Consider the following 15,951-nt stretch of genomic DNA (forward strand, 5'->3'; position numbering starts at 1 on the left):
ACATGAAGTCACGTTCCATCGCGCCCGAAACGGCGACGAACGACACCACCGCAGAGTCCACGCGCTCCGCCTCCGCAGGCGCGCGTCGCACCGCGGCCGCTGTTGCCGCCACCGTCGGGGCCACGGCCGCGCTCACGGCTCTCGCCGCGCCGGCCGACGCCGCCTCGAAGTACCGGGTCTGGGACCGCGTCGCCAAGTGCGAGAGCGGAAACAACTGGGACATCAACACGGGCAACGGCTTCTACGGCGGCCTGCAGTTCAGCGACAGCACGTGGGATGCCCACGGCGGCGAGAAATACGCCGGCCGCGCGGACAACGCGACCCGCGTGGAGCAGATCGAGGTCGCCCGCCGCGTCCTCAAGAGCCAGGGCCCCGGCGCCTGGCCCGTCTGCGGCGAGCGTGCCGGCCTGACCCGGAAGAACGGTCACGCCACCTCGGCCAAGCTCCCGGCGGTCGCCGGCGACGAGTCGTCGCGCTCCACGGCGTCGGTGAAGAAGGCAAAGTCGCACAAGGCCAAGCACCGCCACGCCTCGGAGTCGCACTCCAAGAACGAGCACCACAAGGCCAAGCACGGTAAGGCCCACAGCTACACCGTGCGCTCGGGTGACACGCTGGCCAAGATCGCCCGCAAGAAGCACGTCGACGGTGGCTGGAAGGCGTTGTACAAGGCCAACAAGGGCAAGCTGCGCAGCGCCGACGAGATCCACGTCGGCCAGAAGCTCCGCCTGCCCCGCTAGGCACGACGGCGGCATCGCCGCAGCACCTCACCTCGCACCGGCCCGGACCGTCACGGTCCGGGCCGGTCGTGCGTGCAGACCCCGGCGCCGCGACGGTTAGGCTCGACGGCGGCTCGCACGCAGATCGGCACGAACGGGAGTTCCTCGTGGCGCAGTTCATCTACACGATGCAGAAGGTGCGCAAGGCGCACGGTGACAAGGTCATCCTCGACGACGTCACCCTCGCCTTCCTGCCCGGCGCGAAGATCGGCGTCGTCGGCCCGAACGGCGCGGGCAAGTCCAGCGTCCTGAAGATCATGGCCGGGCTCGACCAGGCCTCCAACGGCGACGCGCGCCTCAGCGAGGGCGCCAGCGTCGGGCTGCTGCAGCAGGAGCCGCCGCTGGACGAGAACAAGACGGTCCGCGAGAACGTCGAGGACGCCGTGGCCGACCTGCGCGCCACCATGGCCCGCTTCGAGGCCATTGGCGCGGAGATGGGTGAGCCCGACGCCGACTTCGACAAGCTCATGGCCGAGATGGGCGAGCTGCAGGAGAAGATCGACCACGCCGAGGGCTGGGAGCTCGACAGCCGCATCGAGCAGGCCATGGACGCGCTGCGCTGCCCGCCGGGCGACGAGAACGTCACGCATCTGTCCGGTGGTGAGCGTCGCCGTGTCGCGCTCTGCAAGCTGCTGCTGGAGCAGCCCGACCTGCTGCTGCTCGACGAGCCCACCAACCACCTCGACGCCGAGAGCGTGAACTGGCTCGAGCAGCACCTGGCGAAGTACCCCGGTGCCGTCCTCGCCGTCACTCACGACCGGTACTTCCTCGACAACGTCGCGGAGTGGATCCTCGAGCTCGACCGCGGTCGCGCCTACCCCTACGAGGGGAACTACTCGACCTACCTGGAGAAGAAGGCCGAGCGCCTCACCGTCCAGGGCAAGAAGGACCAGAAGCTCGAGAAGCGCCTCCGCGAGGAGCTCGAGTGGGTTCGCCAGAACGCCAAGGGACGCCAGACCAAGAGCAAGTCCCGGCTGCAGCGCTACGAGGAGATGGCGGCCGAGGCCGAGAAGACCCGCAAACTCGACTTCGAGGAGATCCAGATCCCGCCGGGCCCGCGCCTGGGCAACGTGGTCATGGAGGCGAAGGGTCTCACCAAGGGCTTCGGCGACCAGCTGCTCTGGGACGACATCTCCTTCTCACTCCCGCGCGGCGGCATCGTCGGCGTCATCGGTCCCAACGGCGTCGGTAAGACGACGCTCTTCAAGATGATGGTCGGCCAGGAGAAGCCGGACTCCGGCGAGCTGCAGATCGGCGAGACGGTCAAGATCAGCTACGTCGACCAGAACCGCGGCGGACTGGATCCGGAGAAGAACGTCTGGCAGATCGTCTCCGACGAGCTCGACTACATCCACGTCGGCCAGGTCGAGATGCCCTCGCGCGCCTATGTCTCGGCCTTCGGCTTCAAGGGCCCAGACCAGCAGAAGCCGTCCAAGGTCCTCTCCGGCGGTGAGCGCAACCGGCTGAACCTGGCCCTGACGCTCAAGGAGGGCGGCAACGTCCTCATGCTGGACGAGCCGACCAACGATCTGGACGTCGAGACCCTCGGCTCGCTGGAGAACGCGCTGCTGAACTTCCCCGGCTGTGCCGTGATCACGTCCCACGACCGCTGGTTCCTCGACCGCATCGCCACGCACATCCTGGCGTGGGAGGGGACGGCGGAGAAGCCGGGCAACTGGTTCTGGTTCGAGGGCAACTTCGAGTCCTACGAGAAGAACAAGATCGAGCGTCTCGGCCCCGAGGCCGCGCGACCGCACGCGGTGACCCACCGCAAGCTCACGCGCGACTGAGGCGAGCGAAGCCGAGCTTGCTCGAGTTTCCGAGCCGAGGGAGTGCGTTGACGAGCGCAGCGAGGATCACGCGGGACTGACGAGCGGGGAGCAGAGGACATGGCGCGGTTCGTCCACGAGGTCAGCATGCGCTGGTCGGACATGGACGCCTACCGGCACATCAACAACACCGCGTATCTCGCCTACCTGGAGGACGCCCGCGTCGCCATGTTCTTCCATCGGCACGCGGGGTTCTCCGGCGGCACGGTGATCAGCAAGCACGAGATCGAGTACCGGCGTCCGATCGTCTACCACCCGGAGCCGCTGCGGCTCGAACTCTGGATCGACCGGGTGCGCGGGGCCTCCTTCGATGTGCACTACGAGGTCTTCGACGGCGACGTCCTCGCCGCCCGCGCCAAGACCACCTGCGTCACCGTCGACTTCGACGGCGACCATCCCCGTCGGCTCACCGACGAGGAGCGTGCCATCCTGCGCGGCTTCGCCGACGACGCCACCTCCTCGGCCAGCGATGCCCGCTGACGTCACGCTCGCGGCCCACGACCGCGACACCGTCCGCGACCTGGCGCCGGTGCTGGAGCGGGCGACCCGGCTGGATCCGGCGAGCCTCGTCCGGCTGCGGCTGGGGGAGCGGACAGCGTCCGCGCTGGTGCGACTGCCGTTCGCCGTGCTGGTCTCTCGCACCGTCTCCGGCGGGCGGGCGGTACCGCTGGACGCCACCGTCGCCGCCGCCGACGCGCTCGCCTGGCTGGACGGCGGCGCGGAGCCGTCGTCACGTGACCACGAGTGGCGCGGTGGCCTGCCGCCGGCGCAGGGGTGGCAGCGGGTCGACACCGTGCCCGACACGGTGATCCGGCCCCTCGTCCGGCAGGGGGCGACCGCACTGCGCGACGCTGCCGAGCGCGAGGGCGTCCCGGGCGCGCAGCCGCGAGCCGAGGTCGCCGACGCGCTGCTCGACTCCGTCGTCCTCACCGCCACCGAGGGCCCGCTGCAAGCCGAGGTCACGCTGCGCGTCCTCAGCGCGCTCACCCGGATGGGCTTCCTGCCCAAGGACGGCGTCGCCCACGTCGATGTCGCCGGCCGGTGGGTGCGGGTGGCCGGCGAGTTCGGCAGCGTCTTCCGCGAACTCCCCGGCGGCCTGGGGGTCCTGTGACCGGCGCACTGTGGGGCGCGGCGACCGAGCACGCGTTCCTGGCCGGCGTGCGTGACGGCACCGTGGCACCGGCGGCCTTCGACCGCTGGCTCGTGCAGGACGCTTATTTCGTAGCAGATCTGCTCAATTTCCAGGCGTTGCTGCTGTCCCGCAGCCCCCGTCCGGCGCAGGCCGCGCTCGCCGCCGGGTGCGTCGGTCTCGTCGACGAGCTGGCGTGGTTCGACGGGCATGCCGCGCGGCGCGGCCTCGACCTCGGCGCGCCGCGGACCGCGGCGACCGACGACTATGCGGGCCTGCTCGACCGCCTCGACGCCGACCCGGTGCCCGTCGCCCTCACTGCGCTGTGGGCGATCGAGCAGGTGTACCTCGACGCCTGGACGTTCGCGGCGGGCGATGGGGCCGGCCCGTACGCCGAGTTCGTCGCGCACTGGACCGCACCGGCCTTCGCCGCCTACGTCGCCGAGCTGCGTGCGCTGGCCGACCCCGCCGCCCACCCGGAGACGGTGGCGGCGGTCCTGCGCTGCGAGATCGCCTTCTGGGACACCGCGCTCGGCTGACGGCGTCGCCCCGATCGATCAGCGCACCCAGACCGCCGTGTCCGCCGGGACAGTGCCGTCGACGGGACCGGACGAGAGCACCACCTCGCCCGGCGGCAGCTCGACCGCGACGTCGCCGGCGTTCAGCAGCACGGTCAGCCCGTCGCGTCGGTAGGCGAGGCAGCCCTCCGGTGCGTCGAGCCAGACCAGGTCGCGACCGGCCAGCTCCGGCAGTTCGCGCCGCAGCCGGGTGGCGGTGCGGAAGAGTCGCAGGGTCGAGGCCGGGTCGTCCTGCTGGGCGGCGACGGTGACCGGACCCCAGCCTGCCGGCATCGGCAGCCACGTCGTCTCGCCGCTGGTGAAGCCGTACGGCGGGGCGTCGCCGGACCACGGCAGCGGGACGCGCTCGCCGTCGCGGCCGCGGTCGGTGTGGCCGCTGCGCTCCCAGGTGGGGTCCTGCAGCGCCTCGTCGGGCAGGTCGACGTTCTGCAGGCCGAGCTCGTCGCCGTTGTAGAGGTAGACCGCGCCCGGCAGCGAGAGCTGCACGAGCGCGGCGGCGCGGGCCCGCGCCACCCCGGTCTCACCGCCGCCGTAGCGGGTCGCCGCCCGGTCCACGTCGTGGTTCGAGAGCACCCAGGTGCAGGGCGCGCCGACCTCGGACATGGCCTCCAACGACCGCTCGATGGCCGTGCGGAAGCTGGCGCCGCCCCAGGGTGCCTCGACGAGCTCGAAGTTGAAGGTGAGGTTCAGCTCGTCGGGGCGGACGTAGTGCGCGAGCCGCCGTGCGTCGGCGACCCAGGCCTCGCCGACGGCCATCCGGTCGCCGGGATAGGAGTCGAGCACGCGGCGGAACATCCGGTGGACGTCGTGCACCGCGTCGCGGTCCCACCGGACGTCCTCGCCCAGCGGCATGCCGGCGCCCACCTGCAGCAGGATCTCCGGATCCAGGTCGGGGAGTCCCTCGGGTTTGGCCATCGAGTGCGCCACATCGATCCGGAAACCGTCCACACCGCGGTCGAGCCAGAAGCGCATGACTCGCTCGAACTCGGCGGGGACGGCCGGGTCGAGCCAGTTGAGGTCGGGCTGCTCGGGGGCGAAGAGGTGCAGGTACCACTCCCCGTCCGGCAGCCGGTGCCACGCCGGTCCGCCGAAGACGGACGGCCAGTTGTTCGGCGGCTCCGAGCCGTCCGGCCCCCGGCCGGGCTTGATCACGAAGCGCGAGCGGAACTCCTCCTCGCCGGCGAGCACCGACTGGAACCACGGATGCTGATCGCTGAAGTGGTTGGGGACCATGTCGACGGTGACCTTGATACCCCGCTCGTGGGCGGCGGCCAGCATGTCGTCGAAGTCGGCCAGCGTGCCGAAGCGCGGGTCCACGTCGCAGGGGTCGGCGACGTCGTAACCGCCGTCGGCCATCGGGGAGCGGTAGAAGGGCGAGAGCCAGACGGCGTCCACCCCCAGCTCCACCAGGTGGTCCAGCCGCTCCCGGACGCCGATGAGATCGCCGGTGCCATCTGCGTTGCCGTCGGCGAAGCTGCGCGGATAGATCTGGTAGAAGACTGCCGAGGCCCACCAGGGCTGCTCACCGAAAGCGCTTTTAGCCATGGGTCGGAGCCTAACCGCCGCGATCGTGGACCGAAACGCCGAACAGGTCGGCGTTTCGGTCCACGATCGGGGGAGGGGTCAGCCCGGCGTGTTGCGCAGCGAGTTCGCCGCGGTGGAGAGGTACTCCCAGAGCACCCGCTCGTGCGCGGGGGCGAGGTCCAGCGAGTCTAGGGCGTCGCGCATGTGGGTCAGCCAGGCGTCGCGGGCCGCGGTGTCGACCGGGAAGGGGGCGTGACGCATTCGCAGCCGCGGGTGGCCGCGCTGCTCGGAGTACGTGGCCGGGCCGCCCCAGTACTGGATCAGGAAGAGGCGCAGGCGGTCGGCGGCGGGGCCGAGATCCTCCTCCGGGTACAGCGGGCGCAGCACCGGGTCCGCGGCGACGCCGGAGTAGAAGCGTTCGACCAGGCGGCGGAAGGTCTCCTCGCCGCCGACCGCGGCGTAGAAGGAGTCCGCGCGTCCGTCGCCCTCGGGAAGTCCGGTCACCCCCCTATTGTGCCGATGCATAGTTCGGTGCTGCCCCGGGCACGAACCAGAGGTGGACTACGACCTCATCGTCCTGGGCCTCGGGCCCGGTGGAGAAGCAGTGGCAGGCTCGGTCGCCGAGGCCGGCAGGTCCGTCCTCGGCGTGGACGAACGGCTGGTGGGCGGTGAATGCCCCTACTTCGGCTGCATCCCGTCCAAGATGATCCTGCGCGGTGCCGAGGTGCTGGGCGAGTCGCGGCGGGTGAACCAGCTCGCTGGCTCGGCGCAGGACACCCCCGACTTCGGCGTCGTGGCCCAGCGGATCCGGGACGAGGCCACCGACGACTGGGACGACACCGTCGCCGTCGAACGATTCGAAGGACAGGGGGCCACCTTCGCCCGCAGCCACGGTCGCCTCGCCGGACGGGACGGCGATCGCTTCCGGGTCGAGGTGGGCGACCAGGCCCATACGGCCGCGCAGGTCGTCGTCGCCACCGGCACCCGACCGTCGCTGCCGCCGATCGACGGGCTCGCCGACCTCGCCGTCGGCGTCGACGAGCTGGTCTGGACGAACCGGGAAATCCTGCAGGCACGGACGGCGCCGCCGTCACTGGTGGTGCTCGGTGGCGGCGTCATCAGCTGCGAGCTGGCCCAGGGGGTGGCTCGCTTCGGTTCGTCCGTCACCTTGCTGGAGGGCTCCGAGCGGTTGCTCGGGCGCGAGGAGCCCGAAGCCGGGGAGGTCATCGCCGACGTCTTCGGCCGCGAGGGCATCGACGTCCGGCTGGGGCACCACGTCTCGTCGGTGGCCGCGGGTGGCGACGGGGTCGTGGTGACTCTGGACGACGGCACCACGGCCACGGGCGCCAAGCTGCTCGTCGCCGCCGGCCGCACGCCAAACCTGGACGGCATCGGGCTGGAGACGGTCGGGCTCGACCCGAAGGCCAAGGTCCTCGAGGTCGACGAGCACATGGCGGTGACCGGCGTCCCCGGCCTCTTCGCCATCGGCGACGTCACCGGCAAGGGCCCCTTCACCCACGTCTCGGTGTGGCAGGCGGGCGTGCTGACCCAGCACCTGCTCGGCCGGCACGAGGAGTTCGGCGGCTACGACGCGATGGCGTGGGCGACCTTCACCGACCCCGAGGTCGGGCGCGTCGGGATGACCGAGCAGCAGGCGCGTGACGCCGGGCTCGACGTCCGGGTCGGCACGCAGCAGCTGTCGTCCAACTCGCGCGGCTGGATCCACGGCCCCGGCAACGACGGCTTCGTCAAGGTCGTCGAGGACGCCGGTCGAGGTGTACTCGTCGGCGCGACGGTCGTCGGCCCCTACGGCGGCGAGATCATCGGCATGCTCACCACAGCGGTCCACGCGCAGGTGCCGGTCGCGACGCTGCGGACCATGCACTACGTCTTCCCGACGCTGCACCGCGCCGTGCTGGAGGCGATCAAGGCCCTCGCCTGAGACCTATGGCGCCGGGTGCGCACCCGGCCGGGCTCGTCTCGCAGCCCTGAGCGGCGCCGCCGGGTACGACCCGGATTCAGGCGGGGTGCTCGGTGTTGATGTCGAGGCGGTCGAACTCGTCGCGGATGCGTCGACGCAGCTCGCGGGCCGTCCGCCACTGCTCCAGCGGTCGGACGCGCGCGGTGAGGCGGATGACCGTCTCCTCGCGGTTGATGTCCTCGACGCCCAGCAGCTCCGGCTCCTTCATGAAGACCGGTTTCCACTCGTCCTCGGCCGCCATGGCGTTGGCGACGTCGAGCATCGCCTTCGAGGCGACGTCGGTGTCGGCGGTGACGCCGATCGGTACGTCCAGGACGACGGTGGCGAAGCCCTGGCTCTTGTTACCCACGCGGACGACCTCGCCGTTGCGGACGTACCAGACGGTGCCGTTGACGTCCCGCAGCCGGGTCGAGCGCAGACCGACCGCCTCGACGGTGCCGCTGGCCTTCTCGAAGTCGATAACGTCGCCCACGCCGTACTGGTCCTCGAGCAGCATGAACATGCCGGTGAGGAAGTCCTTGACGATGTTCTGCGCGCCGAAACCCAGCGCCACGCCGACGATGGAGGTGCCGGCGATGAACGGCGCCAGGTTGATCCGCAGCTCGCTGAGCACGAGCAGAAAGCAGATGACGAAGATCGTGGCCGACGCCGCGGACTTCAGCACCGAGCCCAGCGTTGCCGCCCGCTGCTGCCGGCGTTCCGACAACAGGCCCGAGGACTCCAGGAAGCCGCTGGCGCTGATCCGCTCCCGGAACGGCCGCAGCAGCCGCGGTGTCTGACCGTGGACGGGCGCGACCGCCCGGTCGATCACCCGGCGCGCGAGGGCTCGGGCGAAGAGACCCACGACGATGATGACGACGATCCGGATCGGGGTCTCGATCAGGACCTCGGAATGCCGCTCCCAGAAACTGGACTTGTCGGCGGCAGCGATCAGTGCAGGGGTCAGGTCGGTGAAGCTCATCGCGTGCAAGCCTGCCACGGCCGGCAATGAGGGTGCGGAACACAGCTGCGTCAGGTTGACTGTCCACATGGGCGCAGCCCTGGTTCTCTCCGCGTCGTACGCGCCGCTGTGCGTCGTGCCACTGTGGCGTGCCGTCGTGGCCGGCCCCGCCGCTCCGGTCCGCTTCGCCGCTCGACCCTGCCGGAGGGCGGCGGCATGAGCCGGACGCTCGTGCTGAACGCCACGTACGAGCCGCTCTGTGTCGTGCCGAACCGTCGGGCCGTCGTCCTGCTCCTCGCCGAGAAGGCGGTGCTGGTCGAGGCCGCCGGTGCAGACATGCATTCGGAGCATCTCGTCGTGGTGGTGCCCAGCGTGGTCCGGCTCAGCCGCTTCGTGCGCGTGCCCTACCGCGCCCGGGTCCCGCTGTCCCGACGCGGCGTCCTGGTCCGTGACGGCGGACGCTGCGCCTACTGCGGCCGGCGCGCCGACACCGTGGATCACGTCCTGCCGCGGAGCCGGGGCGGCGAGCACACCTGGGAGAACGTCGTCGCCGCCTGCGCCTCCTGCAACCACCGCAAGGCCGACCGGTTGCTCGCGGAGCTGGGCTGGACCCTGCCGTTCCGGCCGACGCAGCCGCTGGCGGCCGCCGTGATGGGCGGGGTGGCACAGCATCAGGCGGCGTGGGAGCCGTACCTGGCGGCCTGGGCTCCGAGGCAGGAGGCGTCCTGAGCGGTGCCCCGGTCGCTGCCGTGCCGGGTGGCGTGGCTGCAGCGGACTGAGAGATGCGTCCGGCCGGGTGCCGAAGCGCGGAGTCCGGGCGATACCTTAAGGGCGTGACCGTCGTCGAAACCTTGCTGGTCTTCGTCGCCATCCCGATCGGCATCATCGGCCTGCTCTTCCTGCTGGTCTACGGCCGTTCGCTGGTGAGCCAGCCGAATCGCTACCGGCCCGGCAAGGCGTGGGACTTCCCGCCGTCCTGGTACGTGCCGCATCCCGACGCCGTGACCGGCAGCTCCGCCACGACCGGCTCGACGACCGCGACGGGGGGTGCCAGCGGTGAGTGGTGAGATCGCCCCCGTCAAGCACACCGAACTGCAGCACGGCCCGCAGGGTGACCTGGCCGGCGACGGCCCCTTCACCACGACGCAGCTGACCCGCCTGGACGAGGCGCTCACGCTGGCCACGCACGAGACCGGGCTCGTCTTCTCGGTCTACGTCGGCCAGTTCGAGACGCCGACCCGGGCCCACGCCGAAGCGCTCTTCGAGCGTCTCAGTGACGACTCGGTGCTGGTCGCGGTGTCGCCCGGGCAGCGCTCGCTGCACATCGTCACCGGCCCGGAGTCGGCCAAGCGGCTGCCGAACCGCTCCTGCGCGCTCGCCGCGCTCGCCATGCGGGCCGCCTTCGCCAACGGTGACCTCACCGGCGGGATCGTCACCGGGCTGCGCATGCTCGCCGACAGCGCGAACGGCTGACGCCGCACCGACCACCAGAGCGACGTCTGCAACCAGGCCTCGCAGCAACGACGAAGGGCCGCCGGAGTGATCCGGCGGCCCTTCGTCGTCGTGGTGTCGTCCGCTGCTAGGGCGTGTCTGACAATCCCGTGCTCTGCTGCGCGACGCCCGGGCACGCACGCTGCCGCGTTGTCGTCGTCGGCCGTAGCAGGCTACGACCGTCCTCCTCCGCCTTGCATCGCGCGCACCCGACCGCCGCTCGCGACGAGCGAGAATTGTCAGACACGCCCTAGGGGCAGGGCACCGGTATGCCGAGCAGGTAGCACTTCTTCGGCGGGTCGGAGGACTCCGTCGGCGACGGCGCCGCGCTCGTCGGCGCCGGACTCGACGCGGGCGGGGTCGACCCACCGCTCGAGCCGCCGGACCCTCCCGAACTCGGCGCCGAGCTGCCGCCCGAGCCACCGGTACTGCCACCGGACGAGACCGAGCCACCGGACGAGCCCGAGCCACCGGTGCTGCCGCCGGACCCCGAGCCGCCGCCGGACCCGCGACCGGATCCGCCCGTGCTGCTGCCCTTGGTGCCCGAGCCGCCCTTGGTCTTCGTCTTGGTCTTGGTCTTCGTCCCGGTCTTGTCGACCGCCGTCGGCGCGCCGGGGTTCACCGGCGGCAGCGAGCCCGTCCGGCCGATCTTCGGCAGCGTGCCGGTGATGTTGCCGACCGGAATGCCCGAGACGGGCACGCCACGCTTGTAGGCATCGGCCAGCGCGAGGACCTGTGCCAGGTACTGGTCGTTGTGGTTGTAGGCGAGGACGGCCTTGACCTTGCCGGCCTGCGTGCGCAGGTCGCCGCCGGCCACGCAGAGGTAGCGCGCGGCGGCGAGGGCGGCGTCGTTGATGTCGAAGATGTCAGCCTTGCCGTCCCCGTCGGCGTCCACCCCGTAGCCCTGCCAGGTGGAGGGGATGAACTGCATCGGGCCGAGTGCGTGCGCGTACTTCGTGTCGCCGGTGACCTTGATGTATTCCGGAGCGGCGGCGAAGTACTCCCAGGTCGTCCCGGTGAGGGCCGGCCCGACGATGGGCGGGGTCGAGGTGCCGTCGGTGCGCAGCGTCGACCCGGCGAAGCGGCCGTGATCGGACTCCGCGCGGCCGATCCCGGCGAGCAGCGACCAGTCGATGCCACAGCCGGGGTCGGCGTTGTCCACGCGGGCGGCGGCGACCCGATAGGCGTTGAGCGCCACCTTGGGGATGCCGTTGGCGGCCAGCGAGCTGATCGCCGCGGCGTCCACCGGGGCCTTCGGCTTCGCGGCCGGCTTGGCGTCCACGGCCACCACCGGCGCGGCGCTCGACGTGCTGGCGAGCGCCGGCGTGGCCGGCACCGGGGCAGAGCTGACCGGGGCCGGGGCGGCGCCAGCGGGCTTGTCGTCCGCGACGTTGGCGCTGACGAGCGGGGTGGTCAGGCTGGCGCCGAGGAACAGCGCTGCCCCGACGGCGATGGCCGCGACCGAGGCGCCCTTGGCCACACCGCTGCCGGAGGGCTCCGGGACGTGGCGGCGCAGCGAGGCGAGCAGGCTCGGTACCCGGATGGGCTGCGCCCCGCTGGGGCGGTGCATGCCGGGCAGTCGCGGCTCGGTGTCCGGCCCCGGCCCACCGGCACCGAAGGCTCCAGCGTTGCCGGGCCCCGGCTTCGGGCGGACGTGCGCCGCCGGTCGCGGGCGCGGCGAAGGGGAGGGGGCAGGCATGACGGCGATGTCTCCAAGCGTTGCTGTGGTGCTGGCCACTGCGCTGCTCAACGAGGCCGGCTCGACCTTGGTAACGCGTGAGCTTCGCGTAAGTCAAGGTCGAGCCGGTATCGCTTCGTCAGTCGGTGGCTCCGGCGGCGCTGTCGGCCCGCCGCGCCGTGAGCGCCCGCACCACGTCAGCCCGTCCCTCGGCCACCAGTCGACGCAGGGCGGTGGGGAGGTCGTCGGCGGCGAGGAAGTCGTCGGCGCGGCGCACCGTCTCCTCGCTGATCGTGGCACTCCAGGTGGGGAAGAGCCCGACCACGACGTTCTGCGCGAGCTCACTCGTCCGTCGCGCCCAGACATCGCGGATGTCGGCGAAGTAGCGCTCCACGTACGGCATGACGAGGCTGCCTTGGACCGCTGGGGAGAAACCGCCGATGACCGCCTCTTGCATCGCGTTGGGCAGCGTGTCGTCGTGGACGGCGAGCTGCCAGGCAGCCTCCTTCGCCGCCGCGCTCGGCAGCGCCGCCCGGGCTGTCGCCGCGTGACGCCGTCCGGCCGCCGAAGGATCCCGGGCGAGCTCGGCGTCGATGGCCTCCTCGCCGAGCTGCCCGTGGGCGACGAGGGTGATGACGATGGACCAGCGCAGCTCGTCGTCGACCGCGAGCCCGGCCGGCACGTCCGTGCCGTCCAGCAGCGCGCGGACAGCGGCGAAGTGTGCCTCCGAGCGCGCCGTTCCCAGCAGGGTGTGGGCCCAGGCCAGCTGATGGTCCGAGCCGGGCTCGGCCCCGCGCAGCGCGGTCAGCGCGGCGTCGGCGAGCGCGGTGTAACCCTGCGGCGCCCACTCGGGGTCCGCGTAGACCTCCAGGGCGCGCTGCGCCTGCCGGGTCAGCGACTGCATGACGCCGATGTCCGTCTCCTGGTCGGCGCCGGCGACCACGAGCGCCACGTAGTCGCGGGTGGGGAGCTCCCCGTCGCGGGTCATGTCCCAGGCGGCCGACCAGCACAGTGCCCGCGTCAGCGGGGACTCCAGCTTGGCGATGCCACCGCCGAGCAGGGTCTGCAGGCTCTCGGCGCCGAGGCGCTGCTTGCAGTAGGTCAGGTCGTCGTCGTTCACCAGCAGCAACCCACCCTGCGGCGGGCGCTGGCCGATCAGCTCCGGCACCGGGGTCCGCTCGCCGGCGACGTCCATCTCGATGCGGGCGGAGCGGACGAGGCGATCGCCCTGCTCCTCGTAGCAGCCGACAGCCAGGCGATGCGGCCGCAGCGTGTTGGACGTCGCCACCTCCGTCGGCGCGGACTGCACGATGTCGAAGGTGGCGTAGCGACCCTCGTCGTCGAGCGTGAACTCCGGCCGCAGCGTGCTGATACCCGAGGTCTCCAGCCAGAGCTTGGACCACTCGGAGAGGTCGCGGCCCGAGGACTTCTCCAGCGCTCGCAGCAGGTCGGCCAGGGTGGTGTTGCCGTAGGCGTGCTCGGCGAAGTAGTCCCGCAGGCCGGCCAGGAAGGCCTCGACCCCGACATAGGCTCCCAGCTGCTTCAGGACGCTGGCGCCCTTGGCGTAGGTGATGCCGTCGAAGTTGACCTCAGCGGTCTGCACGTCCGGGGCATCGGTGGCGATGGGGTGGGTGGACGGCAGCTGGTCCTGCCGGTAGGCCCAGGTCTTCTCGGCGTTGGCGAAGGTGGCCCAGGCGCCGGTCCAGCGGGTGGCGTTGGTCTGGCAGAGCACGGAGGCGTAGGTCGCGAAGGACTCGTTGAGCCAGAGGTCGTCCCACCACTGCATGGTCACCAGGTCGCCGAACCACATGTGGGCCATCTCGTGCAGCAGTGTCTCGGCGCGGCGCTCGTAGCGGGCGTCGGTGACCTTGCTGCGGAAGACGTAGTCCTCGCGGAACGTCACGCAGCCGGCGTTCTCCATCGCCCCGGCGTTGAACTCGGGGACGAAGAGCTGGTCGTACTTGTCGAAGGCGTACCGGACCCCGAAGTTGGCGTGGTACCAGTCGAAGCCCTGCTTGGTGATGAGGAAGAGCTCGTCGGCGTCCAGGTGCTCGGCCAGCGTCTTGCGGCACCAGAGGCCGAGGTCGATGCCGTCGTGGTGATCGGTGACCACGTGGTATGGCCCGGCCACGAGGGCGGTGATGTACGGGCTCATCCGCGCGGTGGTGGCGAAGTGCAGCCGCTTGCCGGCGGCGAGCTCCTCGGTGCGCTCGAGCCGGCCGTTGGCGGCGACCTGCCAGTGTTCCGGTGCGACGACGCGGACCGTGAAGCTGGCCTTGAGGTCCGGCTGGTCGAAGCAGGCGTACATCCGCTTGGCGTCGGCGGTCTCGAACTGCGAGTAGAGGTAGGTCTCGCCGTCCAGCGGGTCGACGAAGCGGTGCAGGCCCTCGCCGGTGTTCGTGTAGAGCAGGTCGGCGTCGACGACGAGGGTGTTCTGCGCGGCCAGTCCGGTGAGCCGGATGCCGTCCTCGGGCCGGTAGTCGCTCACATCGACGTCCGACCCGTTGAGGGTGACGGCGTGGAAGCGGTCGGCGATCACGTCGATGAAGGTCTCCGCGCCTTCGCGGGCGGCGAAGCTGACCGTGACGGTCGATCGGAACGTCCGTTCCGACGGCTTGCCGCCGCCGTCAGTGAGGTCGAGGTCGAGGTCGTAGGACTCGACGTGCAGCAGGTCGGCGCGGGCCCGCGCGTCGTCGCGCGTGAGATTCGGTACGGCCATGGGGTTGAGGCGCTCCTTCGATTCGTGCGTCGCGTGCTCGGCGGATCCGCGCCGGGGCAGACTGCGACAAGTCTGTCACGGCGGGCTTTCTCGCCTGGCGTGGCTTTATGGTGAGGACATGCGCGAAGGTGACGAGGTTCCCGACTTCGAACTGCCCGATCAGACCGGTACCCCTCGGCGGCTCTCCACGCTGCTGGCCGAAGGTCCCGTGGTGCTCTTCTTCTATCCCGCCGCGATGACCGGTGGGTGCACGAAGGAGGCGTGCCATTTCCGCGATCTGGCCGCCGAGTTCGCCGCCGCCGGCGTACAGCGGGTGGGCATCAGCGGCGATTCGGTGGACAAGCAGAAGCAATTCTCCGATCTGCACACCTTCGACTACCCGCTGCTGGCCGACGCCGACCGGACCGTCGCCGAGAGCTTCGGCGTCAAGCGGGGCGGGCTGCTGGGCAAGCTCGGCCCGGTCAAGCGCCACACCTTCGTCATCGGCCAGGACCGGCGGATCAAGAAGATCATCGCCTCCGAGACGAAGTTCGAGTTCCACGCCGACGAGGCTCTGGTCGCGGCCAAGGGCGCCTGACCCGCGGCCGATCGTGGACCCACGTGCCGGATTGTTCGGCGTGCCGGTCCACGATCGCCGGGTGGGAATAGGTCTCCTCCGGCGGGTAGTTATCCCGACGTGACTGCTGCCGACACCTCCGAGCGCCCTGTCGTCGACTTCTACTTCGATCCGCTCTGTCCGTTCGCCTGGATCACCTCGCGGTGGATTCTCGAGGTCGAGAAGCACCGCGACATCGACCTCACCTTCCGGGTGATGTCGTTGTCGGTGCTGAACGAGGGCCGCGACCTGCCCGAGAGCTACCGAACGATGTTGGACGCGGGCTGGGGCCCGGTCCGGATCTGCATCGCCGCCGAGCAGCAGCACGGCACCGCGGTCCTGCGCGACCTCTACACCGCGCTCGGCACCAAGCGGCACAACGAGAAGCGCGACTTCGACCGGGAGCTCTACCTCGAGGCGCTGCGCGAGGTCGGCCTGCCCGAGAGCCTGGCCGACGCCGCCGACTCGACCGAGTACGACGAGGAGCTGAAGGCCTCGCACCATCGCGGCATGGACCCGGTCGGCGACGAGGTCGGCACCCCGACCCTCCACATCGACGGGGTCGCCTTCTTCGGTCCGGTGCTCACCCGCATCCCGCGCGGCGACGACGCCGTGAAGCTGTGGGACGGTTCGCGACTCGTCGCCTCGTACCCGTACTTCTTCGAGCTCAAGCGCAGCCGGACGGACGACCTCCACTTCGACTGATCGTCC

At 71.0% G+C, this 15,951-nt stretch carries 16 protein-coding genes; 11 read left to right on the forward strand and 5 right to left on the reverse strand.

All coding sequences use genetic code 11. The annotated features are described in order from the left end of the window. Positions 1-2 precede the first annotated feature (2 nt). The 5 genes from AC0NZQ_RS11035 (at position 3) to AC0NZQ_RS11055 (ending at position 4,273) form a co-directional block, all read left to right on the forward strand. Positions 3-737: a transglycosylase family protein gene (locus AC0NZQ_RS11035; protein ID WP_474529871.1), complete on the forward strand. Its 735-nt coding sequence runs from the start codon at positions 3-5 to the stop codon at positions 735-737. A gap of 146 nt (positions 738-883) precedes the next feature. After that, a complete protein-coding gene (gene ettA / locus AC0NZQ_RS11040; RefSeq protein WP_474529872.1) occupies positions 884-2,566 on the forward strand; it encodes an energy-dependent translational throttle protein EttA in 1,683 nt (560 codons plus the stop codon). 99 nt (positions 2,567-2,665) lie between these two features. Next, positions 2,666-3,085 (forward strand): acyl-CoA thioesterase, encoded by a 420-nt coding sequence (locus AC0NZQ_RS11045; RefSeq protein ID WP_474529873.1) that lies wholly within the window; start codon positions 2,666-2,668, stop codon positions 3,083-3,085. Further along, positions 3,075-3,716, forward strand: a complete 642-nt coding sequence (locus AC0NZQ_RS11050) for a DUF8185 domain-containing protein (RefSeq protein WP_474529874.1) — start codon at positions 3,075-3,077, stop codon at positions 3,714-3,716. The genes AC0NZQ_RS11045 and AC0NZQ_RS11050 overlap by 11 nt, the downstream gene beginning before the upstream one ends. Further along, the gene (locus tag AC0NZQ_RS11055; protein ID WP_474529875.1) at positions 3,713-4,273 is read left to right on the forward strand and encodes a thiaminase II/PqqC family protein; all 561 of its coding nucleotides are present in this window, start codon (positions 3,713-3,715) and stop codon (positions 4,271-4,273) included. The genes AC0NZQ_RS11050 and AC0NZQ_RS11055 overlap by 4 nt, the downstream gene beginning before the upstream one ends. A gap of 18 nt (positions 4,274-4,291) precedes the next feature. Here AC0NZQ_RS11055 and AC0NZQ_RS11060 read toward each other — a convergent pair whose 3' ends face one another. Together AC0NZQ_RS11060 and AC0NZQ_RS11065 are read right to left on the reverse strand one after the other, a co-directional pair. Beyond that, complete coding sequence (locus AC0NZQ_RS11060) at positions 4,292-5,857, reverse strand: glycoside hydrolase family 13 protein (RefSeq protein WP_474529876.1); 1,566 nt, start codon at positions 5,855-5,857, stop codon at positions 4,292-4,294. Between the two features lie 78 nt (positions 5,858-5,935). Further along, complete coding sequence (locus tag AC0NZQ_RS11065) at positions 5,936-6,361, reverse strand: globin (RefSeq protein ID WP_474529877.1); 426 nt, start codon at positions 6,359-6,361, stop codon at positions 5,936-5,938. A 31-nt stretch (positions 6,362-6,392) separates the two neighbouring features. On the opposite strand from AC0NZQ_RS11065, the gene AC0NZQ_RS11070 reads away from it, so the two are divergent. After that, entirely contained in the window at positions 6,393-7,778 is a 1,386-nt protein-coding gene (locus AC0NZQ_RS11070; RefSeq protein WP_474529878.1) for a dihydrolipoyl dehydrogenase family protein, read from the forward strand. A gap of 76 nt (positions 7,779-7,854) precedes the next feature. On the opposite strand, the gene AC0NZQ_RS11075 is transcribed toward AC0NZQ_RS11070, so the two are convergent. Further along, on the reverse strand, positions 7,855-8,778 hold the full coding sequence (locus tag AC0NZQ_RS11075; protein WP_474529879.1) for a mechanosensitive ion channel family protein: 924 nt from the start codon (positions 8,776-8,778) through the stop codon (positions 7,855-7,857). 195 nt (positions 8,779-8,973) lie between these two features. Between AC0NZQ_RS11075 and AC0NZQ_RS11080 the strand changes: the two genes are divergently transcribed. The 3 genes from AC0NZQ_RS11080 to AC0NZQ_RS11090 all read left to right on the forward strand — a co-directional run bounded on the left by AC0NZQ_RS11080 (position 8,974) and on the right by AC0NZQ_RS11090 (position 10,230). Then, a complete protein-coding gene (locus AC0NZQ_RS11080) occupies positions 8,974-9,486 on the forward strand; it encodes an HNH endonuclease (protein ID WP_474529880.1) in 513 nt (170 codons plus the stop codon). A 104-nt stretch (positions 9,487-9,590) separates the two neighbouring features. After that, the gene (gene ctaJ / locus AC0NZQ_RS11085) at positions 9,591-9,824 is read left to right on the forward strand and encodes an aa3-type cytochrome oxidase subunit CtaJ (RefSeq protein ID WP_474529881.1); all 234 of its coding nucleotides are present in this window, start codon (positions 9,591-9,593) and stop codon (positions 9,822-9,824) included. Then, a complete protein-coding gene (locus AC0NZQ_RS11090) occupies positions 9,814-10,230 on the forward strand; it encodes a DUF5130 family protein (RefSeq protein ID WP_474529882.1) in 417 nt (138 codons plus the stop codon). Before ctaJ ends, AC0NZQ_RS11090 begins: the two co-directional genes overlap by 11 nt. A 268-nt stretch (positions 10,231-10,498) precedes the next feature. On the opposite strand, the gene AC0NZQ_RS11095 is transcribed toward AC0NZQ_RS11090, so the two are convergent. Together AC0NZQ_RS11095 and pepN are read right to left on the reverse strand one after the other, a co-directional pair. Further along, positions 10,499-11,818: a lytic transglycosylase domain-containing protein gene (locus AC0NZQ_RS11095; RefSeq protein WP_474529883.1), complete on the reverse strand. Its 1,320-nt coding sequence runs from the start codon at positions 11,816-11,818 to the stop codon at positions 10,499-10,501. Positions 11,819-12,065: 247 nt separating this feature from the next. Then, positions 12,066-14,645, reverse strand: coding sequence for an aminopeptidase N (gene pepN, locus AC0NZQ_RS11100; protein WP_474529884.1), 2,580 nt, complete (start codon positions 14,643-14,645; stop codon positions 12,066-12,068). Positions 14,646-14,763: 118 nt separating this feature from the next. On the opposite strand from pepN, the gene AC0NZQ_RS11105 reads away from it, so the two are divergent. Together AC0NZQ_RS11105 and AC0NZQ_RS11110 are read left to right on the forward strand one after the other, a co-directional pair. Then, complete coding sequence (locus tag AC0NZQ_RS11105) at positions 14,764-15,222, forward strand: peroxiredoxin (protein ID WP_474529885.1); 459 nt, start codon at positions 14,764-14,766, stop codon at positions 15,220-15,222. Between the two features lie 99 nt (positions 15,223-15,321). Next, positions 15,322-15,945, forward strand: a complete 624-nt coding sequence (locus AC0NZQ_RS11110) for a mycothiol-dependent nitroreductase Rv2466c family protein (RefSeq protein ID WP_474529886.1) — start codon at positions 15,322-15,324, stop codon at positions 15,943-15,945. Positions 15,946-15,951 lie beyond the last annotated feature (6 nt).

The organism is Jatrophihabitans sp. sgz311053 (assembly GCF_056135305.1).